Raw genomic sequence first — 25,360 nt, forward strand, 5'->3', positions numbered from 1 at the left:
TGTGAGTTGAGACGGGTTGTGTTATTCGGGCTGGGGTGCGGGAGGCTTCGGTTTGCTCAGCCGAGGCGTTCAGGCGCGCCATTTGGGTGGCGATGCCTCGTTCGATTTTGGCCATGGAGCCGGATTCCACTTCGTGGTAGGCCTCCAGTAGGGCATATTTAAAGGCTTCCACATCGGCGCCGCCGTGGCTTTTGATAACGATGCCGCGCAGGCCGAGGAAGATGGCGCCGTTGAATTTGCGCGGATCGAGCCGGTTTTTGAAGCCGCGTAGGGTGGGGAAGGCGAGTAGGGCGGCCAATTTGTTCAGCCAGTTGCGGCTGAATTCTTCGCGGATTACGCCGCCGATGAATTTGACAGCGCCTTCAATGGCTTTGAGTACGGCATTGCCGGTGAAGCCGTCGGCCACGACGACGTCTACTTTGCCACTGAACACGGCATCGCCTTCTACGTTGCCGATGAAGTTCAGCGGGCTGTTTTGCAGCAGGTGGTGCGCTTCTTTGATCACGCTGCCGCCTTTGATGTCTTCGGTGCCAACGTTGAGCAGGCCAATGCGCGGCCGGCTGTTGCTCGGATACAGGGCGCCGAACAGTTCGCCGCCCATTACGCCGAATTGCAGCAGCTGTGCGGCCGAACAATCCACGTTGGCGCCCAAGTCGAGCATCAGCGCCAGTCCGCCGCCTTTGGAAGGCATAAATTTAGCGATGGCGGGGCGGTCGATGCCGGGTAGGGTTTTGAGCACGAAGCGGGCGGTGGCCATCAGCGCGCCGGTATTACCGGCCGATACGGCGGCTTGCGCGGCGCCTTCTTTCACTTGTGTGATGGCAACGCGCATTGAGGAATCTTTTTTGTTTTTCAGGGCGCCCTGCGGTGCTTCATCCATGCCCACCACTTCGGTAGTGTGTACGATGTGCAGCCTTTCATGGCCGGCGTGTGTGCCTAGCGCGCTGCGGATGGCGGTTTCGTCGCCCACTAAAATCAGCTTGGTGTCGGTTTTCTCTTGCAGGAATGCCATTGCCGCAGGGATGGTTACCGTGAGGCCGGCGTCGCCGCCCATGGCATCGATGGCTAAAGTAATCATCTGATTCTATTCTCCATTGTATTCTGTTGCCGTGCGATGGGGCTACCTGAAAAATGTAAACTGGATATGACGGATATTTTTCAGGTAGCCTGCTCTGGGCTTAGGGTAGGGGCTGGCGCTGTGCGGCCAGAGCATTGTGTTCGCTGATGTCGTCGGCATCCCATGGGTAGTTGATCCACCAATCGGGGGTGACGAGGCCGCTGAAATAGGCGATGCCAGGCGGCAGAATCCCTTTCTTTTCTTTGATTTTTTCGTGCAATACGGCCACGCCCATCGAGGCGAAGTCTTCCTGCATCAGCTGTTCGAGGCAGAATTGCAGGGTAACACGGCTGTCGTCTACTTCGTCTACCACCAAGACGTGTTTGCCTTCCAGGCTTTCCGGCATAGGGTCGAGCCATTGGATTTTCTGCACGGAATCGCGCGTGGCGTGGCTTTGGTCGTTGCAGTAATAGGCGGTGGTAACGGCGTAGATCGGGATATTGAGGAAGCTGCGCAGGATGCGCGCGGGGATGAATCCGCCGCCGCCGATGGCGATCATGGCATCGTAGCGGGTGCCGGACGTTTGGATTTTGTGGGCTAGGCCGCGTAGGGCTTGGTGGATTTCATCATAGGTGTACCAGATTTTTTCCGACATATTTCAATCCTTGTTGGGGCGTGCGGCAAACTCGGCGTTTGGTGCGCCGGGTGCCGGGAAACAGCGGCAAATTGTAAACAGGCAGAGGGCTGTCGGCAACTGAAAGGCTACCTGAAAAGACGGTTTAATGATGCACAGCCTGCCTAAATATTCTGCTGTTTGCCGGGGCGGGGCAATGCAAAAAAGCCAGTAATTGCGCGGGCAATCTGCTGGCTTGTCATCGGCCTGTGCTGGCTTATTCGTCTTTGGCCTTAACCACTTTGCGGCCACGGTACATGCCGTTGGCGGAAATGTGGTGCGGGCGGTGCACTTCACCGGTGGCGCTGTCTACAGACAGGGCGGGGGCGGTCAGTGCGTCGTGGGCGCGGTGCATGCCGCGGCGTGAGGGGGATTTTTTGTTTTGTTGAACAGCCATGTTGCAAACTCCTAAAAATAAACCTGAATAAAGTAATTAACGACCATTTTTCAGCGCCGCCAAAGCAGCGAAGGGATTGGGACGATCCTGATTGATTTCGGCCAGTCGGCCGTGTTCGCAATCCGTGTGGCAAGGGGCGTAGGGCAGCGCCATCAGAATCTGGTCTTCCACCAGCTCTCCGACATCCAACTCCGGTACCAGCAGCATGCCTTCCAGTTCTTCCTCAGCGGCCATGGCTTCATCCAAGGCTGCTTCGTTGCCGAACAGGACAATACGCGCCTGCTCATCCAGCGCAAACGGCATCGGCTGCATGCAGCGTTGGCAAACCAACGACAATTGCGCAGAAACCGATAAGTCTAAATACAGCCGTTCGCGTTTGTCACGGCCACCTTGCAGAACGAAGTCCACAGGTGTTTCCCGCTCGGCCAAGCACTCGTGCCGGGCAACGCGTTCGTCCATCTCGTCCAGCCTGATTTGGCCGGCCAAATGCTGTGCCTGCGCGGCGACTGCTTGCGGATCAATCAAAATAGGGTCTGACATAAACGCGCCATGATATAATCCACTGCCTGAAACGTCAATATTTTAATACGGTTTATGAACGAAACCCTGCCGATTGTGCTCGGCTCTTCCTCGGTATTCCGCCAGCAGCAGCTGGCCAAACTCGGTTTGCGGTTTGTTGTTGCCAAGCCCGATTGCGACGAAACACCACTGCCGGGTGAAACGCCGTGCCAAACCGCCGAGAGGCTGGCCGAAGCCAAAGCCTGCTCGCTGACGGCACGCTATCCGCGGCATTTGGTGATCGGCGCCGACCAGGTGGCCTGTTGTGGCGGACGGCAGCTGGGCAAGCCGATGAGCGTGGCGAAAGCACAACAAATGCTGGCCGAAACCGCCGGCCAAGAGCTGCATTTTTACAGCGCGTTATGTGTGCTCAATACTTTTTCAGGTAGCCTGTATCGCCATGTGGACACCACTGTCGTGAAAATGCGCCCGCTCACGGCGCAGCAAATCGCCAGCTATCTCAAGCGCGAACCGGATGCCGTGTATTGCGCCGGCGGCGCGAAAAGCGAAGGTTTGGGCGGCGCGCTGATTGAACGCATCGACAGCAGCGACCCCAATGCGCTGATCGGCCTGCCGATTTTCCGGCTGATTGATTTTTTGCAGGCTGAAGGTGTGGCGGTGTTGTAAACTTGAGGCTACCTGAAATTTCAGGTAGCCTCTTCTGCCTTTTGGAAAAAGAATCATGTTTATCGTTTCCCTTGATTACATCAAACCTTTAGCCAAAATCGAAGCACACCTGCCTGCGATATCGAATACTTAAACCGCCACTATGCCGCCGGCCACTTCCTGTTTTCCGGCCGCAAAGAACCGCGTACCGGCGGCGTGATTATTATGCGAGCCGAGAGCCGGGTGCAGGCGGAAGCCATGATTGCCGAAGACCCGTTTTACCAAGCCAAGCTGGCCGAATACCAAATCACCCAGTTTATCCCGACTAAAACCGCCGATGATTTGATCGCCTATCGGGAAACCCTTTAATGCGGCCTCGAGGCTACCTGAAAAATATGCAACCCACTTTATTCCTCATCCCCACCCCGCTCGGCAACCCCGACACCCCCTGCCTCCTGCCGCACGAGCAAACCCTGCTCGCCGGCCTCACCGATTTCGTGGTCGAAGCCGAAAAAACCGCCCGCGCCTGCCTGCGCCATTTCGGTTTGAACACGCCGTTGCAGCAGCTCAATCTGTGCGCGCTGAACAAGCACACTGCCCCCGACGAGCTGCCCAGCTTGCTGCAACCGTTGCACCAAGGTCGCAACATGGGGCTGCTCAGCGAAGCCGGCTGCCCTGCCGTGGCCGATCCCGGTGCCGCGCTGGTGGCACTGGCACATCAGGCCGGATTCGCCGTGTGGCCGCTGGTGGGGCCTTCCAGCCTGATGCTTGCGCTGATGGCCTCCGGCGCCAACGGCCAGCAGTTCGCCTTCCGTGGCTACCTGCCCGCCGACCCCGCCGGCCGCCAAGGCTACCTGAAAACCATCGAGCAAGATTCGCGCAGCCGCAACGAAAGCCAAATCTTCATCGAAGCCCCCTATCGCAACAACGCCCTGCTGGCCGACGCCGTCGCCACCCTGCACCCCGACACCCTGCTGTGCGCCGCCAGCAACCTCACCCTGCCCGAGCAGCGCATCCTCAGCATGACGGCGGGCGAGTGGCGCCAACAGCCGCAGCTGCCCGATTTGCACAAGCAGCCCACCGTGTTCGTGCTGTATGCCGGCCAAACACCCACGCCCGCCCGCAAACGCCGTTAAACCATAGAAGTACCCGAGAGGCTACCTGAAAAGTGCGATAGACGAAGTGAAAACGAAAAAGCGAAGCCAAGCACGGCCGATATTTTTCAGGTAGCCTTTCCCATACAACAACCCGAAGAGAAGCCTTATGCCCCCCATTCCCGTGAGCATCACCATGCTGGTGAAAAATGCCGAGCGCTATTTGGCGGACAGTCTCGCCGCCCTGGCTGATTTCGACGAAATCATCCTCCTCGACAACGGCTCCACCGACCGCACGCTCGACATCGCCCGCCGCTTTCCCAATGTGGCCGTACACCACCACGACTTTATCGGCTTCGGCCCCATGAAAAACCTCGCCGCCGGCCTCGCGCGCAACGACTGGGTGCTCAACATTGACAGCGACGAAATACTGCCGCCCGAGCAGGCCGCCGCCATCCGCGCACTCGATTGGCAGGCGCACGGCAAAATCTACGCCCTGCCGCGCCTCAACCACTACCGCGGCCGCCCCATCCGAACCTGCGGATGGTATCCCGACTGGGTGAAGCGCCTCTACCACCGTCACACCGTGCGCTTCAACGACAACCAAGTGCACGAATCCCTGATCGAACCCGCCGGCGGCAGCGTAGAAAGGCTACCTGAAAAATATCCGCTGCTGCACTACTCCTTCGACGGCGCCGCCGCCCTCATCAGCAAAATGCAGCACTACACCGATTTGTTTGCCCAACAGCAGCAATTCAAACGACGCGCTTCCGTGGCCGGTGCGGTGGGGCACGGCGCGGCGGCGTTTTTCAAAAACTACATTTTGAAACGCGGCATCCTCGACGGCGGCGACGGCTTCACCATCGCCTTCGCCAACGCCTGCGGCGCCTACTACAAATACATCAAACTGCACGAAGCCAACCAGCGGCTGACCGTGTCGCTCATCATCACCACCTACAACCGCCCCGACGCGCTGGAAGCCGTGCTGCGCTCCGTGCTGGCGCAGCGCGTGCTGCCGCAGGAAGTGATTGTGGCCGACGACGGCTCGCGCGACGACACCCGCGCCGTGCTCGAGCGCTATCAGGCCGAATTCCCCGTACCACTGCGCCACGCTTGGCAGCCCGACGACGGCTTCCGCCTGGCCGAATCGCGCAACCGTGCCCTGGCGCAGGCCGGAGGCGACTACATCGTCATCATCGACGGCGACATGGTGCTGCATCCCGAATTTATCAGCGACCACCGGCGCGCGGCCAAGAAAGGCTTGTTCGTGCAGGGCAGCCGCGTGATCCTCACGCCCGAGAAAACCGCCGAGCTACTGGCCGAACCTGCCCGCTACCGCGTGCTGAAATGGTATGAAAAGGGTTTGGAAACACGCTTGGAAAAACGCTTCTCCGCCTGCCGCCTGCCTTGGCTTTCCGGCCGGATTTTGCGCCGCGAAACCCGAAACGATTTCCACGGCATCCGCGGCTGCAATATGGCCTTTTTCCGCGAAGACGCGCTGAAAATCAACGGTTTCAATAGTGATTTTGTCGGCTGGGGGCGTGAAGACAGCGAGTTTGTCGCCCGCTTTTTCAACAGCGGCGGTCGGCGTGCCAACCTGAAATTCGCCGCCGTGGCCTACCACCTCTACCACCCCGAAGCCGAACGCGCCGCCCTGCCGGAAAACGACCGCCTGCTGGCCGATGCGCAGGAGCAAAAGCTGGTGTGGTGCGAAAACGGGGTGGATCGGTTTTTGCCTGCCGAATAAACGGCACGAACGACAAAAGGCTACCTGAAAATTTTAGCTTCGCAGAAACTCGCGTAGCCTGTTTTCAGGTAGCCTTTTGTTATGTTCAGGCAAGGGATTAGCGGTTGCCGTCGGTATTGTATTTTTTCTCCAAGCGGGCAAAGAACCAGGCCAGCACCATGGTAAGCATCAGATACACCAAGGCGATGAAGTAATACGGTTCTTCGTAGGTGAGGTAGCGGCCGGTGGCGCTTTTGGCGGCGTAGAGCAGCTCGGCCACGCCGATGGTGGAGAGGAGTGAGCTGTCTTTGAGCAGGGTGATGAATTCGTTGCCCAAGGGGCCGAGCATGCGGCGCAGGGTTTGCGGCAGGATGATGTGGCGCATGGCTTGGCCGTAGCTTAAGCCGAGGGAACGGGCGGCTTCCATTTGGCCGCGGTCGATGGATTTGATGCCGGAGCGGAACACTTCAGTGATGTAGGCGCCGGAGTTGAACGACAGTGCCAGAATGCCGGCCACCAGCGCGCCATAGGTTTGGCGCAGATACAGTGCCGATTCGCCGCTGATCAGCAGGCCGTGCTGCTGGTGCACCAGCATCGGCGACCACACAAAGTGCCAAATAAACACCTGCACCAGCATCGGCGTGCCGCGGAACAAGGTAACGTAGAGGCGCGAGCATTGCTGCAGCAGCCACAGCACGCTGCGGGTAAACATGTTGCCTTTTTCGATTTTAATCACGCGGATGAGGGCGTTGATCAAACCCAGTACTACGCCGAGGAAGGTAGAGGCGGCGGCGATGCCGATGGTGGCCAGCACGCCGTAGAAGAACATTTGGCGATATTCGTAAATAATCGGGAAATGTTGGGAAAACATTTGGATAAGGCCGGTTTCGCTATTCATGGCAATCTTTGCTTCGGTGCGGGAGTGTGTTATCGATTTTGACGAAATAAGGGGCGGATTGTACAAGAAAATGCCGGAGTTGTCAGGCGGCGTGCGGGCCGGGAAAGGCTTGGCCAAGCTGGTTGCCAGTGAAACGAATGAAGGCTACCTGAAAAGTACAACCTGCTTTATCGCCGTGCTTTGTAAAGCTCCGCTTTGTTTTGTTTTAATTTTGATGAAGCTTTGCTTGAGCTTCGTAGAAACTCAGCCTCGGTCGGCTGCTGCGCTAAGACGTCGTTTTCAGGTAGCCTTGGTTTGGCTTGGGGTATTCAAGCGGCGGGATTGGCCAGCCGGTTGATTTCGGCCAGCACTGCGGTTGGGTCGGCGGCTTGGGTGATGGGGCGGCCCATCACCAGGTAGCTGGCGCCGGCGGCAAGGGCTTGGGCGGGGGTCATGATGCGGCGCTGGTCGTCGTGGTTGCTGCCGGGATTGGGGCGGATGCCGGGGGTAACCAGCACGAATTCTTTGCCGCGTTCTTGGCGTAGGGAGGCGGCTTCGTGAGGGGAGCAGACCACGCCGTCGAGGCCGGATTGCTGTGCCAAGGCTGCCCAGCGTGATGCCCATTCGGCAATGGGGGCGGTGAGGCCGAGCTCGTTTAAATCGTCCTGTTCCATGCTGGTGAGCACGGTGACGCCGATGAGCAGCGGGCGTTGGGCGTGGTTGGCCACGGCTTCGGCGGCGGCTTCCATCATGCGGCGGCCGCCCGAGGCGTGCATGTCTACCATCCACACACCCATGTCGGCAGCCACGCGGCAGGCAGCGGCCACGGTGTTGGGGATGTCGTGGTATTTGAGGTCTAGAAAGAGCTGGAAGCCTTGGTTGATCAGGGCTTCGGCCAGGCGGCGGCCGGTGGCGGTAAACAATTCTTTGCCGATTTTGAGCCGGCACAGGTCGGGGCTGAGGCGGCGCACGAAGGAGAGGGTGTCGGCTTCGTTGGCGAAATCGAGGGCGACGATTACGGGAATGCGCCCGGTGGGCGGTGCGGGGTCGAGCATGAGCGGGTTCATGAGTATTCCTTGGCGGATGGTTTGACAATGGGCTACCTGAAAATAGGCTACCTGAAAATAGGAGAGGGTTTTCAGGTAGCCTTTTGGCGCATTCAATGGCTTAGGCGGGGAACAGGTTTTCCGGTTGCAGCGGGGGCAGGGGGCTGTTCACTTGGCCTGCGGCGGCGGCCAGGCCAGCGAAATCAGCGGGGTGGCGGCGCACGTAGGAGCAGATGGTGGAAAAATCTTCTTCGCAGACGATGCAGTAGTCGGCATCGAGTTCGTCGAACTGGGGGAATTGCGCGCGCAGCTGTTCGATGTTGTCGCCACGCTTGGCGGCGGCGCGGATGGCGGCGCCGTGTTGCTGAAAAAGGGCGCGGGCACGGTCGATGATGTCGGGGGTGTTTTGCACGCCCCAGCGGCGCAGTTCGTTGGCCAATCCGGCAGAAAGGGCGTGTTCGCCGCGGCCGGCGGCAATCAGCAGCACGAAGCCGTCGTCTTCCATCAACAGGTCGAGGCTGAGGTAGGCGAGCAGGGTGTGCTCGGCGCCGTGGAAATGTTCGATACCGCGGGCGGTGTGGCGCACGCGCTGCGACCAAACGTTGAGCATGCGGTAGAGCTCGTTGATGGTGAACATGTTGTTTTCGGGCATGGGCTTCCTATGGGGCGGCTAGACTTCGATTTTGTTGGGGGTGAAGGTTTCCCATTTGTTGCAGGCGGGGCAGTGCCAGAAAAAGACTTGCGATTTGAAGTGGCAGTGCCGGCAGCGGTACATCACGTTTTTCTGCAGGGTGCGGCCGATGACGCTGCGGATCATGTCGGCATCGGACTTCCAGGCGGGGTTGAGGTTGCTCAGGCGCAGGCCGAGCAGGCGGTATACGCCGCCGAGGTCGGGCTTCTGGCGCACGAGTTCGACGGCGGTTTCGGCGGCTTTTTCTTCGCCGTAGAGCAGCAGCGATTTTTCGTATACGACGTTGATCAAATCGAGCTGTGGGAAGGTTTTCAGGTAGCCTGTGAGCACGGCGAGGCCGGCGGCGGCTTGGCCTTGGGCGTCGTAGGCGTCATAAAGTTTTTCGCCCACCATGCTCAGATAGGCGTGGTTTTGTTTTTCGATGGCGGTGTAGGCGGCCACGGCGGCGGGGTAGTTGCCCTGTTTTTGCTCCAAATCGCCGAGAATCATGTTGGCGCGGGCGCATTTGCGGTTGGCATCCAACGCCTTGGCGATGTTGGCGCGAGCTTGCTCGAAGTCGGATTTGAACAGGGCGGCCTGCGCCAATTCGCAGTGGAACTGGGCGATTTCAAACTGGTAGGTTTGCTCGTCGTGGCTGAGCAGCTGGGCGGTTTCAATGGCTTTGGCCCAGTCTCGGTCTTGCTGGTAGATGTTGAGCAGCACCTGGCGGGCTTGGGCGGACATGTTGCCTTGCTGCAGGCCGAGGAAAATTTGTTCGGCACGGTCTACCAAGCCGGCGCTTTGGTAGTCTTGCCCGAGCTCGAACAGCACTTGATTGCGTTTTTCGCCCACGGTTTCGGGGGCTTCGAGCAGGGCTTGGTGCATGCGGATGGCTTTGTCGTTTTCGCCGCGCTGGCGGTAGAGTTTGCCTAGGGTGAGGTGCAGCTCGTAGGCGTTGTCGCCGGCGGGCATGATGCTGGTCATATCGGCCAGGTGGCGGGCGGCGGAAGCGAGGTTGCGGTCCACCAGGGCATCCAGGCTGGCATAAAACGCAGTGGGTACGGATTTGGCCTGCTTGAGTACCGCTTTCATGTCCACACGCGCGGCAAACCAGCCCATGGCGAAAAACACGGGCAGCAGGATGATCGGCGTGAGCCACCACCAGATATTGCCGTCCATGCGCTTATTCCTTCACCGGCGCGGCGGCGGGCACGGGCTGCTCGGTATCGGCCGGTTTGGGCGTTTGCAGCTGTTCCTGCGCGATGCGGGCGTTTTTGCGCACTTCGTTGCGCAGGCGGTTGTTTTCGTGGCGCAGGGTGAGCAGCCGGCCGAACATGGAAAACACGCCGAATATAGCGCCGATGATGAAGAAAATCAGCAAGAGCACAATCAGCGGCAGGCTGATTTCGCTGCCGGGCAGATAGGAAAAGCCGACCAGTTTGGTGTTGAACGCGGCCAAAACGATGAATACGGCCAAAAGCAGCAGTTTGACAATCAGCGAAATCAGTTTCATGGGCAAGCCTTTCATCATGCGGGCGGTAATGGGAATAGTGGCGAAGTGTAAACCATTTGGGGGTTTTCAGGTAGCCTAACTGATGGCTGCCATTGCCTGAAAAGGCTACCTGAAAATGTGTTATGATGTTTCTAGGCTGCCTGTTCTATTCGGGCAAACCTTTAAAATAAAAAAGCTTTCTCCAAACCCTGCCGGCCGGATTTTCCACCACTGAAACAAGGAGCAATCTGATGTCTGCCACTTCTGTTACCCCTGTATCCGAATCCCTGTTCAAGCTCGGCCTAAACCAGGCGCTGCCCGTGAGCGAACAGGCCACCACCTCGCGCACGGTGCTGAATAATGAGCTGTTGCGCGTGGTGATGTTTACGCTGGACGCCGGCCAAATGCTGACCGAGCATACTTCCACCAAAGCCGTGGTGGTGACCCTGCTGGAAGGCGAGATGGACTTCTCCATCGGCGCACGCCACGAAATCCTGCACGCGGGCGATGTGGTGTATCTGGCGCCGAACGACCGGCACGCGCTGACCGCTGTGAGCGCCTGCCGGATGCAGCTGGTGATGGTAAATGCGGATTGATCGGCGTAATGGTTTGATTTTTCGTTTGAATGATCGAATATGAAAGAAAACAGGCTACCTGAAAAAAGGCAGCCTGTTTTGCTGTTTGGTGCCGGCGGCAGGAATCGAACTCGCGACCCCCTGATTACAAGTCAGGTGCTCTACCAACTGAGCTACACCGGCAAAGAAGCGGCGCATTATGCCGATGTTGCGGGTGTTTGGCAAGGGCTTGGGGGCAGAATGGGGTGATGTGTTGTTTTGCGGCGAACAGGCGGGGCGGGGCGAAATGGCGATGCGAGGCATCGGGCTGCGGGATAATTTTCAGGTAGCCTCAATGGGATGCGGAGGCTACCTGAAAATGGCTTGAACAATCGCTTATTCTAAATCCGGGCATGCTTTAGCCGGTGAGCTGTTTGGTGATGAGTTTTTTCACCGGAGGCAGGTGGTTGCTCAGGCGCAGCACGGTGTTGCGCAGGAATTTGGCGGGCGCTGTTTCGGTGGTGAAGAGTTTCACCACGAAGTTGGTGCCGTGATAGAGCGCGCGAGTGTGCAGAATGTGCTTGGCTTCATATTTTTCCAAGAGGTCAGAGGAGGCGATGTCTTGGCCGGAAGCGGCGGCCTGCACGATGAGGCCGGCGAGGATGTTGGCACTGGCGAGCCCAAGGTTGAAGCCGTGGGCGGTTACGGGGTGCATGCCGACGGCGGCGTCGCCAATGAGGGCGGTGCGTCGGGCGGAAAAGCGGCGGGCGTGTACGCCGACCAGGGGGTAGGTGTGGATACTGCCGGCGGGGGTCATTTTGCCGAGCAGGCCTTGCAGCTGCTGTTCGAGGTCGGCGGCGAGGGCTTCGGGGCTGAGCTCGGTGATTTCGTGCAGGCGGCGGTTGTCGATGGTGATGACGCAGTTGGTCATGTATTCGCCCAGCGGGAGCAGGGCGATGGTGCGGCCGTAGCGGAAGCATTCGCAGGCGGTGTTTTCGTTGGAGACGGTGTGGGCGAAGCGGGCCACGAGCACGGTGCGGCCGAAGTCGTGCATGTCGGCGGAAATGCCTGCTTGGCGGCGGGTTTGGGAGAAGCGGCTGTCGGCGGCGATGAGCAGCTTGGCGGATACGGTGTCGCCGTTGTCGAGCAATACGCTCACGCCGTCTTCGCCGTTGACGGCTTCCTGCACTTTGTGGCCGGTGAGGAAGCGGATGTTGCTGTGCTGGCTGGCGGATTCGTAGGCGGCGCGGCGGATGTCGTGGTTGGATACAAGGAAGCCGAGCTGGCCTTTACCGTCGGTGGGCGGGGGGAAGCTGAGGGTGTAGGGGGAGCTGCCGTTGAGCACTTTGGCGGCTTTGAGCGGATACACGGCTTCGGCGGGGATGCGCTGCCACATGCCGAGTTGTTCCATAATTTGCTGCGAGGGGTGGGTGAGGGCGATTTCGCGGCCGTCGTAGGGCGGGTTGGCGAGGGTGTCTTGGCTGCTTTGCTCGATAAGTAGGATGTTGAGGCCGCTGGGTGCGGCGGCGGTGGCGAAGCTGAGGCCGGCGGGGCCGGCGCCGATGACGACGATATCGCAGGTGTGCTGCATGATGGGCTCCTGTGGGCGTGATGCGCTTGGGAAAGGTTGCGGGGATTATACCGCAAGTTGCCGGGCGGAGAGATTGAGGGGTGGCTTGAGTTTTGCTTTATTTGTTTCACTTCGTTGAAGCCGGTGTTTTCAGGTAGCCTTTGGTTGTATTAGAGGGGCTACCTGAAAAATAAGAAATAAGGAATGCATTTTAGCTTTGCGGAAGTTTTCAGGTAGCCCGCGTGCGGGATGGAGGCTACCTGAAAATTTTGGCGCGCATTATTTGGCGCACATTATCCATAGTGGCGTGCTGGCGCTTGGGTTTACAATAGCGCCGTTTGATTAATCGGAGCGAAACATGAGCAGGCAGGATACGCAGCAGTTGTTGAAACAGTTGGGCAAGGAGGCGAAGCGGCGGCAGGAAGAAGAGGCGGCGCAGGCGCGGCGGCAGAAGGCGCAGGAGTTTGATTTTGCGGCGGCGGTGGGGGAGGTGGTGCCATTGAAGAGCAGCAACCGGGCGCCGCGGTTGCAAGATAAAAGCCCGCTGAAACGGCGGTTTGATGCGGAGGAGATGGATGAGGGGCAATATTTTTATGTGAGCGAAACCAGCGAACACGAACCGCCGCGTTCGTTTTGCAAAAACGGGCGCGGGCAGGATGACATCCGCCGGCTGGTGGCGGGGCACTGGCCTTGTGTGGCGCATTTGGATTTGCACGGCTGCACGCGCGAGGAGGCGCAACGGTTGTTGAGCGAGTTTATCGAAGAGGTTCACCGGCGCGGGGTGTGCGCAGAGATTGTACACGGCAGCGGCTTGGGTTCGCACGATTTCGCGCCGGTATTGAAAAGCCTGGTGCGCCGCTGGCTGATGGCGCATCCTGATGTGTTGGCCTATGCCGAACCGCACGGCGCCAACGATGGGGCGGTGCGCATCCTGTTGCGCAAACGGCGGTATGAATAACAGGCGGTGTTTCTATTTTGTTGTTTTGTGTATGCCGGAGCGGAAGGAAAATTTGGATTGTTTTTCAGGTAGCCTGCTGCGGATTGGCAGTAGGCTGCGGAGGAAATAAAGCGCCGGAAGCGGTAAAAAAACATTGCCATTTAGAGTGGGTGCTGTTAATATTTCGCGGAAATACAGTGTGTTGCGGTATCGCTTGTCTAGCGCTTATGTTCGGAAAACAACAGTTTTTCGATTTGCTTGTTTAAGCGTATGCTTTTATAGCTGATTTCTGCTGTGTTGCAAAACGAAAAAGCGAACTTTGTTTATTAACCCCAGTAAAGAGGATGAGGATTATGTCTGTTGAAAAACATGATCACGATGTTGACCCGATCGAAACCCAAGAGTGGCTGGATGCGCTCAGTTCCGTGCTCGAAACCGAAGGCTCGGAACGGGCGCATTTTCTGTTGGAAAACCTGGTGCGCTATACCCGCCGCCGCGGCGTGCACCTGCCGTTTAGTGCCACTACTGCTTATCTGAACACCATTCCTGTGGGCAAAGAGCAGAAGTCGCCCGGTAATCACGAGCTGGAGCACCGTATCCGCGCCGCCATCCGCTGGAATGCCGCCGCCATGGTGTTGCGTGCCGGTAAGAAAGATTTGGAACTGGGCGGCCACATCGCTTCTTTCCAATCTTCCGCCACTTTGTATGACGTGGGCTTCAACCACTTCTGGCGTGCCAAAAACGAAGCCGCCGGCGAAGAAGGCGATTTGGTGTTTGTGCAAGGCCATTCTTCTCCCGGTATCTACTCCCGTGCCTTCGTGGAAGGCCGCCTGAGCGAAGAGCAGTTGGACCACTTCCGCCAGGAAGTGGGCGGACAAGGCCTGCCGTCTTACCCTCACCCGCACCTGTTGCCCGATTTCTGGCAGTTCCCCACCGTATCCATGGGTTTGGGCCCGCTGATGGCGATTTATCAGGCTCGTTTCCTGAAATACCTGGAATCCCGCGGCTTGGCCAAAACCAAAGGCCGCAAAGTATGGTGCTTCTGCGGCGACGGCGAAATGGACGAGCCAGAAAGCCAGGGTGCCATCGCATTGGCAGCCCGCGAAGGCTTGGACAACCTGATTTTCGTGATCAACTGCAACCTACAGCGTTTGGACGGCCCGGTGCGCGGCAACGGCAAAATCATCCAAGAGCTGGAAGGCAACTTCCGTGGCGCCGGTTGGAACGTGTTGAAAGTGATCTGGGGCAGTCGCTGGGACGGGCTGTTGGCACGCGACACCAATAATGCCCTGAAACAGCGTATGGAAGAATGCCTGGATGGTGACTACCAAACCTTCAAATCCAAAAACGGTGCCTATGTTCGCGAGCATTTCTTCAATACGCCCGAACTGAAAGCCTTGGTAGCCGATATGTCCGATGACGAAATCTGGGCATTGAACCGCGGCGGCCATGACCCGCACAAAGTGTATGCCGCCTACCACGAAGCCGTGAATAACGCAGACGGCCGTCCCACCGTGATCCTAGCCAAAACCATTAAAGGCTACGGCATGGGCGCTTCTGGTGAAGGCCAGAACGTGGCGCACCAGGCTAAGAAAATGGACGTGCAGTCGCTCAAACAATTCCGCGACCGCTTCGGCATTGAAGTGAGCGACGAGCAAATCGAGAGCGGTAACCTGCCCTACTTCCGCTTCCCGGAAGACAGCCCGGAAATGCAATACCTGCGCGAACGCCGCAACACTTTAGGCGGCTACCTGCCGGCACGTCATCCGAACGCCGAGGCGCTGCCGATCCCCGCGCTGGAAACATTCGATACCCAGCTGCAATCCAGCGGAGACCGCGAATTCTCCACCACTATGGCATTCGTGCGCATTTTGGCTACCTTGTTGAAAGACAAACAGATCGGCCGCCGCATTGTGCCGATTGTGCCCGACGAGAGCCGCACCTTCGGCATGGAAGGTATGTTCCGCCAATACGGCATTTGGAACCCGAAAGGCCAGCAGTATACCCCGCAGGATAAAGACCAGCTGATGTTCTACAAAGAATCGGTAGACGGTCAAATCCTGCAGGAAGGCATCAACGAGCCCGGCGCCATGGCAGATTGGATTGCCGCCGCTACCAGCTATGCCAACAACCATTACGCCATGATTCCGTTCTACATTTACTACTCTATGTTCGGATTCCAGCGCGTGGGCGATTTGGCCTGGGCAGCCGGCGACATGCACGCCCGCGGCTTCCTCCTGGGCGGCACCGCAGGCCGCACCACCCTCAACGGCGAAGGCCTGCAACACGAAGACGGCCACAGCCAGTTGCAAGCCGACCTGATTCCGAACTGCGTCAGCTATGACCCCACCTTCCAATATGAAGTGGCTGTGATTGTGCAGGATGGTTTGCGCCGCATGTATGTGGACAACGAGGACGTGTTCTTCTACATCACCCTGATGAACGAAAACTACACCCACCCGGCCATGCCGCAGCGCGCGGGCATCGAGCAGGAAATCCTCAAAGGCATGTATCTGTTCCGCGAGGGGGGCAAAGGCGACAAACGCGTTCAGCTGATGGGCTCCGGCACCATCCTGCAGGAAGTGATCCACGCCGCCGACCTGCTGAAAAACGACTTTGGCGTGGAAGCCGATGTTTGGTCTTGCCCCTCCTTCAACCTGCTGCACCGCGAAGCCATCGAAACCGACCGTTGGAACCGCCTGCATCCGGCTGCCGAGCAGAAACTGCCCTTCGTTACCCAGCAGCTGCAAGGCCACCCCGGCCCGGTAGTTGCCGCCACCGACTACATCCGCAGCTTTGCCGACCGCATCCGCGCCTACCTCCCGAAAGAGAACGGCGACTACGTGGTGCTCGGTACCGACGGTTTCGGTCGCTCCGACAGCCGCGCCAACCTGCGCAGCTTCTTCGAAGTGGATCGCTACCACGTAGCCGTGGCCGCGCTCGATGCTTTGGCCAAACAGGGCAAAGTGGGCAAAGACGTGGTACAGCAAGCCATCGAGAAATACGGGGTGCAAACCGAAGTGGCCCCCAGCTGGAAACGCTAAACCGCCGCATCGGCAGGCTACCTGAAAACGACAAACCTATTTTGGATTCATTAAAGTTTCCGGTTTTCAGGTAGCTTCCTTGGCAACACGCAGGGCAGGTGGCACAATCCACCGCTTTGCGGCGTTGCTTTCAGGTAGCCTGTTTGTACGCAGGCAGGCTACCTGAAAGCAACAGCCCGAAAGGGCAGGATAATGAACGCAGCCGACCCCGATTTTTTTGACGATTATTCCCTCGGCGATTTCGCCAGCGATCTGGCCGAAGACGAAATGGACTACTTTCTCCAGCAGCAGTTGCAGGCGGAAGAAGATACAGAGCGTGCGGCAGCAGAGCAGGAAGCCTGCGACACAGCCGATTACCCGTTGTGGCCGCCACCTGATCCGGCAGATTAGCCGCGGGCCGAGCGAAGTTTTGTTGATGTTTTTAGCTTTGTGGAAACACCGCTTCGACAGCATCAAAACATCGTTTGAGCGAAAATCGCTCTGCTTATTTTCAGGTAGCCTTACCGCATTAAGGCATCCGGCAGTAAACAATAAACTGTCAAAACGCAGTACCCGCCCTCAGGCGCAAGAGGAACAGCCGGCCACACAGCCGGCCAAGCCAGTATTTCAATTAACCCGTTTCATTGAGAAGGAAACCGCATGAGCACCGTAGAAATCAAAGTCCCCGACATCGGCGGACACGAAAACGTAGACGTGATCGACGTGGCCGTGAAGGCCGGCGACACCATCGCGCTGGATGACACCCTAATTACCCTGGAAACCGACAAGGCCACCATGGACGTACCGGCCGATGCCGCCGGCGTGGTGAAGGAAGTGCGCGTGAAAGTGGGCGACAAAGTATCGGAAGGCACGGTGATTGTGGTAGTGGAAGCTGCCGGCGCCGGTGCAGCCGCCGCGCCCGCCGAAGCGCCCAAGGCCGAAGCCGCACCGGCACCCGCCGCTGCACCCGCTCCGGCTGCCGCAGCTGCCACGGTTCAGGTGGCTGTGCCCGACATCGGCGGCCATGAAAATGTGGACGTGATCGCCGTGGAAGTGAAAGTGGGCGACACCGTGGCCGTGGACGACACCCTGATCACCCTGGAAACCGACAAAGCCACCATGGACGTGCCCAGCACCGCCGCCGGCACCGTTACCGCCGTGCACCTGAAAGTGGGCGACAAGGTTTCCGAAGGCACCGTGATCATCGATGTGGCCGCTGCCGGTGCCGCAGCAGCTGCACCTGCCCCGGCAGAAGCCCCCAAAGCCGCTGCGCCGGCTCCGGCCGCTGTACCCGCACCCGCCGCCGCGCCTGCTGCTCCGGCCACCGCCGCCTATGGCAGCGTCCCAATCAACGAAGCCGGTTTCGCTAAGGCGCACGCCGGCCCCTCCGCCCGCAAGCTGGCGCGCGAGCTGGGCGTGGACCTGAGCCTGGTGAAAGGCACCGGCAACAAAGGCCGCATCACCAAAGGCGACATCAAAGAATTTGTGAAAGCCGCCATGCAGGGCGGCGCAGGCAAACCGGCAGCCGCCGGCGCCTCTTTGGGCGGTGGTTTGGATCTGCTGCCGTGGCCGAAAGTGGATTTTGCCAAATTCGGCGAGATCGAAGTGAAAGAGCTCAGCCGCATCAAGAAGATTTCCGGCCAAAATCTGTCGCGCAACTGGGTGATGATCCCGCACGTTACCGTAAACGAAGATGCCGATATGACCGAGCTGGAAAACTTCCGCAAGCAGCTCAACAAAGAATGGGAGCGCGAAGGCGTGAAACTGTCGCCGCTGGCATTCATCATCAAAGCCAGCGTGTCCGCGCTCAAAGCCTTCCCCGAGTTCAACTCTTCGCTCGACGGCGACAACCTGATTCTGAAGAAATACTTCCACATCGGCTTTGCCGCCGACACGCCGAACGGCCTCGTGGTGCCCGTGATTAAAGACGTGGACAAAAAAGGCCTCAAGGAAATCAGCATCGAGCTGGGTGAATTGAGCAAAAAAGCCCGCGAAGGCAAGCTCAAACCGCAGGAAATGCAGGGCGCCTGCTTCACCATTTCCAGCCTGGGCGGCATCGGCGGCACCGGTTTCACGCCGATTGTGAACGCGCCGGAAGTGGCCATTTTGGGCGTGTGCAAATCGCAGATGAAACCGGTGTGGAACGGCTCCGCCTTCGAACCGCGCCTGATGTGCCCGCTCTCCCTGTCGTTCGACCACCGCGTGATCGACGGCGCGGCCGGTATGCGTTTCACCGTGTATCTGGCCAACCTGCTCAAAGACTTCCGCCGCGTTTCGCTGTAAGCGTTTGGGCATGATGAAAGGCTACCTGAAAATTTTCAGGTAGCCTTTTTGTTTGTCGGGAAGGGTACTGGGGGCGGTAGCTATAGTGGATTAACAAAAATCAGGACAAAGCGATGAAGCCGCAGGCAGTACAAGTAGTACGGCAAGGCGAGGCAACGCAGTCCTGGTTTTTGTTAATCCACTATATAATTGGAAACGGCAAAGTTTGTTTACCGGATTGATTGGGTTGGCGCTTTTTCAGGTAGCCTCAACCAGGCTTGGGGATAAAGGGAGGTACACATCGAAGCGGGTGGATTTGCCGGTGTATTGGTAATCCGGCTGGCGGCCGCAGAGGAATTCGCCGAGGCGCGGGCGTTTGACTACCACTCGGGCGGCGGCCACGGTGCGTGCGGTGTCAAACAGGGAGGCATCGTTTTGCGCGGTGCCGACCAATTCGTGGAAAAAGGCCATTTCTTTCTTCACAGCGGCGGATTTGCGCCGTTCTGGGTACATCGGATCGAGATAGACCACTTGCGGGCGGCCTGTTTGGGCGGCGAGCCGGGGCATGTGTGTGGCGGCATCGGCGTGATGCAGGGTGAGGCGTTCGGCAATGGGGGCGGTGTCGGGGCAGGCACGGGCGCGGGCGAGGCCGTCGGCGAGCAGGCAGTAAACGGCGGGGTGTTGCTCGAAGATGTGCACGTGCAGGCCGAGCCCGGCGAGGACGAAGCTGTCGCGGCCGAGCCCGCCGGTGGCGTCCCATACGGCCGGCTGGCTGCTGCGGCCGACGGCTTTGGCCAGGAGTTCGCCGCCGCCGTGCAAGCGCCGGTGTTGCGCGGCACCGCCGACAAAATCGACCCACACGGCGCCTTTGCTGCCGACGCGGCGCAATACGATGCCTTGCTCTTCGGCGGCGAGGTAGAGGCCGGCGGCGGGCGGGGAGCCAGTGGGGATGAGGGCGGGGTGCTGGGTGTAGTCGGGCAGGGCGTGGGGGGAGGAGGTGAGAAGGGGGATGGGATGCATGGCTGAGATGGGTGTGAATTTGCGTTTGCGGCAGGGTTTTAACTTCGTTGAAGCTGGGGATTCCAGGTAGCCTTTCATTTTTCAGGTAGCCTTGGCGGCAGGTGGAGGCTGCCTGAAAAAAGATGTTGGGTATTTTACTCCTTCGGATTGCCTCCGGCGGGGGTATCGACATGGTAACGCCGACCTACAATAGCGTTTGCGGAAACGGGTGCAGAAAATGTTTTTGTATTCATGCTGATAAATTTTCAGGTAGCCTCAAAGGCTACCTGAAAATCTGCCACCTTGTTTCTGCCAAATGCTTCGGCTATTCGATTTCGAGGCGCTCCATGCGGTAGCGCATGGAGCGGAAGCTGATGCCGAGCAGCTTGGCGGCCTGGGTGCGGTTGTAGCGGGTTTTTTGCAGGGCTTGCTCGATGATCATGCGTTCGACGTCGTCGAGGTAGTCCTGCACTTGGGTGCGGCCGAGCACGAAGCCGGGCAGCTCGCTCGGCTGGCCGTCGCCGGCTGTGTGGGCGGTGTCGGGTTCACTGTGGCTGGCGGCAGGGCCGACGGCGGCGATGGCGCTGCCCCAGTCGTCTTCGTCTTCTTCGAGCAGGGGTGAGCTGGAGAGCTGGAGGTCGGCGGCGTCGATGGTGTGGTCGGCGGCCAGGGCGACGGCGCGTTCGAGGATGTTTTCCAGCTCGCGGAAGTTGCCGGGGTAGCTGTATTGCAGGAGGGCTTGTTTGGCGGGCTGGGTGAGGCTGTAGTCGCCGCCTTGGCGGTGTTTGCGCAAAAGCTGGGTGATGAGCTGGGGCAGGTCTTCGCGCATTTCGCGCAGGGGCGGCATGGTGAGGGAGACGACGTTGAGGCGGTAGAACAAGTCTTGGCGGAAGGCGCCTTTGGCCACGAGGCCGGCGAGGTCTTTATGGGTGGCGGAGATGATGCGCACGTCTACTTTCACTTCTTGCGCGTCGCCAATGCGGCGCACGGCCTTTTCTTGGATGGCGCGCAGGAGCTTCACCTGCATGTGCAGGGGGAGGTCGGCCACTTCGTCGAGGAAGAGGGTGCCGCCGTGGGCGTGTTGGAAGAAGCCGAGCCGGTCTTGGTCGGCGCCGGTGAAGCTGCCTTTTTTGTAGCCGAAAAATTCGCTTTCCATGAGGTTTTCGGGGATGGCGCCGCAGTTTACGGCCACAAAGGGGCGGCTGCGCCTGTCGGAAAGCTCGTGGATGCTGCGCGCGGCCTGCTCTTTGCCGGAGCCGGATTCGCCGGCGATGTATACGGGCACGGTGGTGCGGGCGAGCTTGCGGATCATCTGCCGCGCTTCTTCGATTTGCGGGGAGCGGCCGATCAGGCGGGGAATGTCTTCGGGGTTGGCGGCGGGCTGTTTGGCGGGCGCGGTGGTGGCGAGGGGTGGCTCGGCTGCGGCGGGCTCGCTTTTTTCAGGTAGCCTTTCGGGCTGAGCGGCGGCCACGGGTTCGGCTGGCTCTGTTTTGATGGTGGCACTAGCAGGGCGGCTATCTTCTTCGTTGATTTTTATGGCGGATTTTACCAGAGTGCGCAATTGCGCCAGGGTGATGGGCTTTTGCAGGTAGTCGAAGGCGCCGGTTTTGATGGCCTGCACGGCCTGGTCGGCGTTGCCGAAGGCAGTGATCACGGCCACGGGCACATCCAGCTCTTTCTCGTTGATGTATTCCACCACTTCCAGCCCGGAGCCATCGGGCATGCGCATGTCGGTGAGCACGAGGGAGAATTTTTTGCTGTCGAGCCACTTCTTGGCGGCATTGACACCCTCGGCGGTTTCCACCGACAGGCCCATTTTCATCAGGGTCATTTCCATCAGGTCGCGGATATCTTGTTCGTCGTCCACAACCAATACCGGTTTTTGCAGGCTTTGTTTACTCATTGAGGTCTTTCGGCATGGTTAGTTCGAATCCCTTGATTTCGGGATGGTAGGCAAGCTGGCCGGAGTTGGCGTGAGCCAATTCGCGTGCCACATAGAGGCCCAGCCCGGTGCCCTCGGCACGGGTGGTGAAAAACGGCTCGAACAGGCGCGGCTGGTTTTCGGGCGGCACGCCGGGGCCATCGTCCATCACGGTGAGCGATACGGCGATACCGTCGTCGGTGGGCTTCACCATCACGGTAATGGAGTCGCGGCCTTTGCTGCCGTGCTGCCAGGCATTGTTGATGAGGTTCCACAGGATCTGCTGCAGGTGCATCTTGTCGAAATACACTTTCAGCGCGCCGCCCTGCATATAGAGATGGACGGCGTTTCTGGCTTCGGGGCGGGTAAGCAGGAATTCTTGTTTGAAATCGAGCCAGAATTTCATCAGGTTGATGCTTTGGCCGTGAATGCGGTCGCTCTTATTCAGGCTGCTCACTTCTTCCAGCATTTTGTCGATGCGCTGGATGTTGTTGTCGATGATGCCGCGCAGCTTGGCGGTCATCGGGTCTTCGTCTTCTTCGGCCAGCAAATCGTTGGATTGGCGGATGGCAGAGAGCGGGTTGCGGATTTCGTGTGCCAGGTTGGCGGTGAGCTGGCCGAGCGCGGCTAGTTTGGTGGCCATGGCTTCTACCGCCACTTCCTGATCGGAGCGGATAAACAGCATCAGCAGCGATTCGTCGGCGCGCACCAACGGGCGGGCACGCACCTGCACGCCCTGCCCACCCAATTCGGCGTGGGTAACGAAATTGCGGGTGGGCGCGCGTTGCCAGCGTTTGACCAGCAGGGCGAACATTTCTTCGTAGCGGTCGAGCTGCACATAGGGAAAATAGTGGCCGGCCTGGCGGTTCATCAGCCAGATACGGCTGTTGGCGTCCACCACCACCACGGCTTCGGACACGTGGTTCAGCACCAGCTCGTTTAAGCCTTTGAGGCGGTCGAAGGCACGGCGGTGTTTGCTCAAGGTGGAGGCAGCGCGGTTGAGGAAGGAGGCGTAAAACGAAGTGAGCAGCGCCACCAGATAGCCTGCAGCGGCGAGCACCAGCGTGTGGATAATTGCATCGCTGCCGCCCTGGGAGTTGGCCTCAAACGGCCAATAGCGCAGCCACACGCCAATCACCAGCAGCAGGGTAACATAGGAAGCATACAGCAACGGGAAACGCCCCTGGCTGAGCAGGCAGGATACGCCGATAAAAGGCAGAATCAGGATGCCGAAGCCGGAGGAAATGCCGCCGGCCAAGTGCATCAAGAGCACCATCATGGTGATATCGGCCACCGCGCTGATGTTGGGCAGATTGTTTTCCTGCCGCTGCCAGTTGGGGAACACCATGCTGAACACGATGAGGCCGCCGTATACCGCAGCCCAGATATAGAAGCGGCTGCCGAAGATGGGCATGGCCGCCAGCCGCGCCATACCCACATTGACGCCGTAGGCGTTCACCAGCACATGAAAAGTAAGCAGCGAGAGCAGCAGGCTCACGCGGGCGATATTCATCAGCCAGGGCAGGCGGTCAAACTGGCTGTCGAACTCCGGCGGGCTGGGGCGCAGCGTGGTTTGCATTATTGAGCCTCCTGTGTGGCAGTCAGCGCGGTGAGGCTACCTGAAACTTCCAGCACCCGACCCTTGCGCCCGCGTTTACCCTCAATATCCTGAACACGCAGGCGTTCGCGGTGCGCTGCGCCGCGTTTGCCCTTGCTTTCCGCCCAGAAATCCGGCGTGGACACCAAGGCAGCCAGCTGCAACTTGTCGCCCTGGCGCAGCGACATCAGCTGTAGGCCGCGCCCCTTGGCCATCACTTTTAGTTCGCCCACCGGAAAGGCGAGCAGGTATTTCCCCTCGGTAGCCAGCACCAGCCGGCAATCCGGGTTGATCAGCGCCGATTGGCGCACCGGCAGCGGCAGCAGCAAGGCTTCGCCGTCTTCCAGTTTCACCACTTCCTTGCCGGCTTTCACACGGCCGACCAAATCGCCCAGTTTGGCAATGAAGCCGTAGCCACCGCTGCCGGCGAGCAGGTAGTGGTCTTGCGGCTGGCCGGCCAGCATGGCGAGCACAGATGCGCCGGCCTGCAGTTCGATCAGCGAGGCTAGCGGCACGCCGTCGCCGCGCCCGCCAGGGATTTCGGCCGGGTCGATGGTGTAGCTACGGCCGAGCGTGTCGAGCACAACGACGGGATCAACGGTGCGCGTTTCCAGCGTTTGCTGCAGGCTGTCGCCTTCTTTAAACGCGGTGGCAGACAAATCCAGCCCGTGCCCGGAGCGGCTGCGTATCCAGCCCTGCTGCGAGAGGATGAGCGTTACCGGTTCGTCGGCGGTGGTGTGGGTGAGCGCGGCGCGTTCGGCTTCGGCCACCAGCGTGCGCCGCTCGTCGCCGAACTGTTTGGCATCGGCCTGCATTTCTTTGATGATGAGCTTTTTCTTGGCGCCTTCGTCGGCAAGGATATTTTTCAGGTAGCCTTCTTCTTCGCGCAGGTCGGCCAGCTCTTGTTCCAGCTTGAAACCTTCCAGGCGGGCGAGCTGGCGCAGGCGGATTTCTAAAATGTCTTCGGCTTGGATTTCGGAAAGGCCGAAGGCGGCCATCAGCTCGGGTTTAGGCTCGTCGGCCTCGCGGATCACGCGGATCACTTCGTCGATGTGCAGAAAGGCGGTCATGCGGCCGTCGAGGATGTGGATGCGTTTGAGCACCTGTTCGAGGCGGTGTGCCAGGCGGCGGGTCACGGTGGCGATGCGGTAGTCGAGCCATTCTTGCAGGATGGTTTTGAGGTTTTTCTGCGCGGGGCGGTTGTCCAGCCCGATCATCACCAGGTTTACCGGCACGTTGCCTTCCAAGCCGGTTTGCGCCATCAGGGTGTTGATGAAGTCGGCGGGGTCGGTGCGGCTGGATTTGGGCTCGAACACGAGGCGCACGGGGTGTTCGCCGTCGCTTTCGTCGCGCACTTTGTCGATGAGGTCGAGCATCAGCTTTTTGGTGTTGAGCTGGTCTTGGTTGAGCTGCTTTTTGCCGGCTTTGGGCTTGGGGTTGGTTTGCTCTTCGATTTCGGCCAGGATTTTCTGAGCGCTGGTGTTGGGCGGCAGCTCGGTGATGACGAGGCGCCATTGGCCGCGGGCGAGCTTGTCGATTTCATAGCGGGCGCGCACGCGGATGCTGCCTTTGCCGGTGTCGTAGAGCTGGTGCAGGTCTTTGGCGGGGGTGATGATGTGGCCACCGCCGGCGAAATCGGGGGCGGGGAGGTGCGCCATCAATTCGGCAGTGGTAAGCGCGGGCTTTTTGAGCAGGGCGACGGCAGCGGCGGTGACTTCGCCCAAATTGTGCGGCGGGATTTCGGTGGCCATGCCCACGGCGATGCCGGAGGCGCCGTTGAGCAGCACCATGGGCAGGCGGGCGGGCAGGGACACGGGCTCTTCAAACGCGCCGTCGTAGTTGGGCACGAAATCCACTGTGCCTTGGTGCAGTTCGGAGAGCAGCAGCTCGGCGATGGGGGTGAGGCGGGCTTCGGTGTAGCGCATGGCGGCGGCGCCGTCGCCGTCGCGCGAGCCGAAGTTGCCGATGCCGTCGATGAGCGGGTAGCGCAGGGTGAAGTCTTGCGCCATGCGCACCATGGCATCATAGGCGGAGGCATCGCCGTGCGGGTGGTATTTGCCGAGGATTTCGCCCACCACGCGCGCGGATTTCACGGGTTTGGCGTTGGCGGCCAGCCCCATTTCTTTCATGGCATACAGGATGCGCCGCTGCACGGGCTTTTGGCCGTCGCCCACGTCGGGCAGGGCTCGCCCCTTCACCACGCTCATGGCGTATTCGAGGTAGGCGCGTTCGGCGTAGGGGGCGAGCAGCAGGGTGTCGCTGCCGGCGGAGGGGGTGTTTTCTGGCATGGTGTGGCTGGCG

24 protein-coding genes, 1 tRNA gene and 1 pseudogene are annotated in these 25,360 nt (G+C 59.5%); 11 read left to right on the forward strand and 15 right to left on the reverse strand.

All coding sequences use genetic code 11. The features are described 5' to 3' along the window. Nucleotides 1-28: 28 nt before the first annotated feature. From plsX to H9Q10_RS03020, 4 genes and pseudogenes are all read right to left on the reverse strand, one after another. A pseudogene (gene plsX / locus H9Q10_RS03005) lies at nt 29-1,078 on the reverse strand (phosphate acyltransferase PlsX); the annotation flags it as partial. A gap of 100 nt (nt 1,079-1,178) precedes the next feature. Continuing rightward, entirely contained in the window at nt 1,179-1,712 is a 534-nt protein-coding gene (locus tag H9Q10_RS03010; protein WP_197902553.1) for a phosphoribosyltransferase, read from the reverse strand. Between the two features lie 235 nt (nt 1,713-1,947). Next, nucleotides 1,948-2,127 (reverse strand): 50S ribosomal protein L32, encoded by a 180-nt coding sequence (gene rpmF / locus H9Q10_RS03015; protein WP_003824258.1) that lies wholly within the window; start codon nt 2,125-2,127, stop codon nt 1,948-1,950. 36 nt (nt 2,128-2,163) lie between these two features. Then, on the reverse strand, nt 2,164-2,667 hold the full coding sequence (locus H9Q10_RS03020) for a YceD family protein (protein WP_197902554.1): 504 nt from the start codon (nt 2,665-2,667) through the stop codon (nt 2,164-2,166). Nucleotides 2,668-2,721: 54 nt separating this feature from the next. On the opposite strand from H9Q10_RS03020, the gene H9Q10_RS03025 reads away from it, so the two are divergent. From H9Q10_RS03025 to H9Q10_RS03040, 4 genes are all read left to right on the forward strand, one after another. Beyond that, on the forward strand, nt 2,722-3,312 hold the full coding sequence (locus tag H9Q10_RS03025) for a Maf family protein (protein WP_197902555.1): 591 nt from the start codon (nt 2,722-2,724) through the stop codon (nt 3,310-3,312). A 159-nt stretch (nt 3,313-3,471) separates the two neighbouring features. After that, nucleotides 3,472-3,660, forward strand: a complete 189-nt coding sequence (locus tag H9Q10_RS12290) for a YciI family protein (RefSeq protein WP_338082303.1) — start codon at nt 3,472-3,474, stop codon at nt 3,658-3,660. A gap of 26 nt (nt 3,661-3,686) precedes the next feature. Then, on the forward strand, nt 3,687-4,427 hold the full coding sequence (locus H9Q10_RS03035; protein WP_197902556.1) for an SAM-dependent methyltransferase: 741 nt from the start codon (nt 3,687-3,689) through the stop codon (nt 4,425-4,427). 127 nt (nt 4,428-4,554) lie between these two features. Next, nucleotides 4,555-6,132, forward strand: coding sequence for a glycosyltransferase family 2 protein (locus tag H9Q10_RS03040; RefSeq protein WP_197902557.1), 1,578 nt, complete (start codon nt 4,555-4,557; stop codon nt 6,130-6,132). Between the two features lie 97 nt (nt 6,133-6,229). Here the strand turns inward: H9Q10_RS03040 and H9Q10_RS03045 are convergent, their stop codons facing one another. After that, nucleotides 6,230-7,009: an amino acid ABC transporter permease gene (locus tag H9Q10_RS03045; RefSeq protein ID WP_197902558.1), complete on the reverse strand. Its 780-nt coding sequence runs from the start codon at nt 7,007-7,009 to the stop codon at nt 6,230-6,232. On the opposite strand from H9Q10_RS03045, the gene H9Q10_RS03050 reads away from it, so the two are divergent. Next, nucleotides 7,008-7,346 carry a hypothetical protein gene (locus H9Q10_RS03050; RefSeq protein ID WP_197902559.1) on the forward strand — a complete coding sequence of 113 codons (339 nt, stop codon included), beginning with the start codon at nt 7,008-7,010 and terminating at the stop codon, nt 7,344-7,346. The two genes, H9Q10_RS03045 and H9Q10_RS03050, sit on opposite strands and share 2 nt — an antisense overlap. Here H9Q10_RS03050 and pyrF read toward each other — a convergent pair. The 4 genes from pyrF to H9Q10_RS03070 form a co-directional block, all read right to left on the reverse strand. Next, on the reverse strand, nt 7,318-8,055 hold the full coding sequence (gene pyrF / locus H9Q10_RS03055) for an orotidine-5'-phosphate decarboxylase (RefSeq protein WP_197902560.1): 738 nt from the start codon (nt 8,053-8,055) through the stop codon (nt 7,318-7,320). The two genes, H9Q10_RS03050 and pyrF, sit on opposite strands and share 29 nt — an antisense overlap. Before the next feature lie 100 nt (nt 8,056-8,155). Beyond that, the gene (locus H9Q10_RS03060; protein ID WP_197902561.1) at nt 8,156-8,686 is read right to left on the reverse strand and encodes a DMP19 family protein; all 531 of its coding nucleotides are present in this window, start codon (nt 8,684-8,686) and stop codon (nt 8,156-8,158) included. An 18-nt stretch (nt 8,687-8,704) separates the two neighbouring features. Further along, entirely contained in the window at nt 8,705-9,883 is a 1,179-nt protein-coding gene (gene lapB, locus H9Q10_RS03065; protein WP_197902562.1) for a lipopolysaccharide assembly protein LapB, read from the reverse strand. Between the two features lie 4 nt (nt 9,884-9,887). Next, a complete protein-coding gene (locus H9Q10_RS03070; RefSeq protein ID WP_197902563.1) occupies nt 9,888-10,217 on the reverse strand; it encodes a LapA family protein in 330 nt (109 codons plus the stop codon). A gap of 230 nt (nt 10,218-10,447) precedes the next feature. Between H9Q10_RS03070 and H9Q10_RS03075 the strand changes: the two genes are divergently transcribed. Then, nucleotides 10,448-10,792, forward strand: coding sequence for a cupin domain-containing protein (locus tag H9Q10_RS03075; protein WP_197902564.1), 345 nt, complete (start codon nt 10,448-10,450; stop codon nt 10,790-10,792). An 86-nt stretch (nt 10,793-10,878) separates the two neighbouring features. Here H9Q10_RS03075 and H9Q10_RS03080 read toward each other — a convergent pair. Next, a tRNA-Thr gene (locus tag H9Q10_RS03080) sits at nt 10,879-10,954 on the reverse strand. 16 nt (nt 10,955-10,970) lie between these two features. On the opposite strand from H9Q10_RS03080, the gene H9Q10_RS03085 reads away from it, so the two are divergent. Beyond that, nucleotides 10,971-11,138, forward strand: coding sequence for a hypothetical protein (locus H9Q10_RS03085; RefSeq protein ID WP_197902565.1), 168 nt, complete (start codon nt 10,971-10,973; stop codon nt 11,136-11,138). Between the two features lie 30 nt (nt 11,139-11,168). On the opposite strand, the gene ubiM is transcribed toward H9Q10_RS03085, so the two are convergent. Beyond that, nucleotides 11,169-12,341: a 5-demethoxyubiquinol-8 5-hydroxylase UbiM gene (ubiM, locus tag H9Q10_RS03090; RefSeq protein WP_197902566.1), complete on the reverse strand. Its 1,173-nt coding sequence runs from the start codon at nt 12,339-12,341 to the stop codon at nt 11,169-11,171. A 337-nt stretch (nt 12,342-12,678) separates the two neighbouring features. Here ubiM and H9Q10_RS03095 point away from each other — a divergent pair, with 337 nt between their 5' ends. From H9Q10_RS03095 to aceF, 4 genes are all read left to right on the forward strand, one after another. Then, nucleotides 12,679-13,278 carry a Smr/MutS family protein gene (locus H9Q10_RS03095; protein WP_197902567.1) on the forward strand — a complete coding sequence of 200 codons (600 nt, stop codon included), beginning with the start codon at nt 12,679-12,681 and terminating at the stop codon, nt 13,276-13,278. A gap of 332 nt (nt 13,279-13,610) precedes the next feature. After that, the gene (aceE, locus tag H9Q10_RS03100; RefSeq protein ID WP_197902568.1) at nt 13,611-16,301 is read left to right on the forward strand and encodes a pyruvate dehydrogenase (acetyl-transferring), homodimeric type; all 2,691 of its coding nucleotides are present in this window, start codon (nt 13,611-13,613) and stop codon (nt 16,299-16,301) included. A 192-nt stretch (nt 16,302-16,493) separates the two neighbouring features. Beyond that, nucleotides 16,494-16,691: a hypothetical protein gene (locus H9Q10_RS03105; protein ID WP_197902569.1), complete on the forward strand. Its 198-nt coding sequence runs from the start codon at nt 16,494-16,496 to the stop codon at nt 16,689-16,691. A gap of 249 nt (nt 16,692-16,940) precedes the next feature. Then, entirely contained in the window at nt 16,941-18,563 is a 1,623-nt protein-coding gene (gene aceF / locus H9Q10_RS03110) for a dihydrolipoyllysine-residue acetyltransferase (protein WP_197902570.1), read from the forward strand. A gap of 237 nt (nt 18,564-18,800) precedes the next feature. Here the strand turns inward: aceF and H9Q10_RS03115 are convergent, their stop codons facing one another. From H9Q10_RS03115 to parC, 4 genes are all read right to left on the reverse strand, one after another. Next, on the reverse strand, nt 18,801-19,562 hold the full coding sequence (locus tag H9Q10_RS03115; RefSeq protein ID WP_197902571.1) for a class I SAM-dependent methyltransferase: 762 nt from the start codon (nt 19,560-19,562) through the stop codon (nt 18,801-18,803). 304 nt (nt 19,563-19,866) lie between these two features. Continuing rightward, on the reverse strand, nt 19,867-21,444 hold the full coding sequence (locus H9Q10_RS03120; RefSeq protein WP_197902572.1) for a sigma-54-dependent transcriptional regulator: 1,578 nt from the start codon (nt 21,442-21,444) through the stop codon (nt 19,867-19,869). Then, nucleotides 21,437-23,041: a sensor histidine kinase gene (locus tag H9Q10_RS03125; protein ID WP_197902573.1), complete on the reverse strand. Its 1,605-nt coding sequence runs from the start codon at nt 23,039-23,041 to the stop codon at nt 21,437-21,439. The genes H9Q10_RS03120 and H9Q10_RS03125 overlap by 8 nt, the downstream gene beginning before the upstream one ends. Continuing rightward, nucleotides 23,041-25,347, reverse strand: a complete 2,307-nt coding sequence (parC, locus tag H9Q10_RS03130; protein WP_197902574.1) for a DNA topoisomerase IV subunit A — start codon at nt 25,345-25,347, stop codon at nt 23,041-23,043. The genes H9Q10_RS03125 and parC overlap by 1 nt, the downstream gene beginning before the upstream one ends. Nucleotides 25,348-25,360 lie beyond the last annotated feature (13 nt).

Origin of the sequence: Eikenella glucosivorans (assembly GCF_016025525.2) — a bacterium.
Taxonomy (GTDB): domain Bacteria; phylum Pseudomonadota; class Gammaproteobacteria; order Burkholderiales; family Neisseriaceae; genus Eikenella; species Eikenella glucosivorans.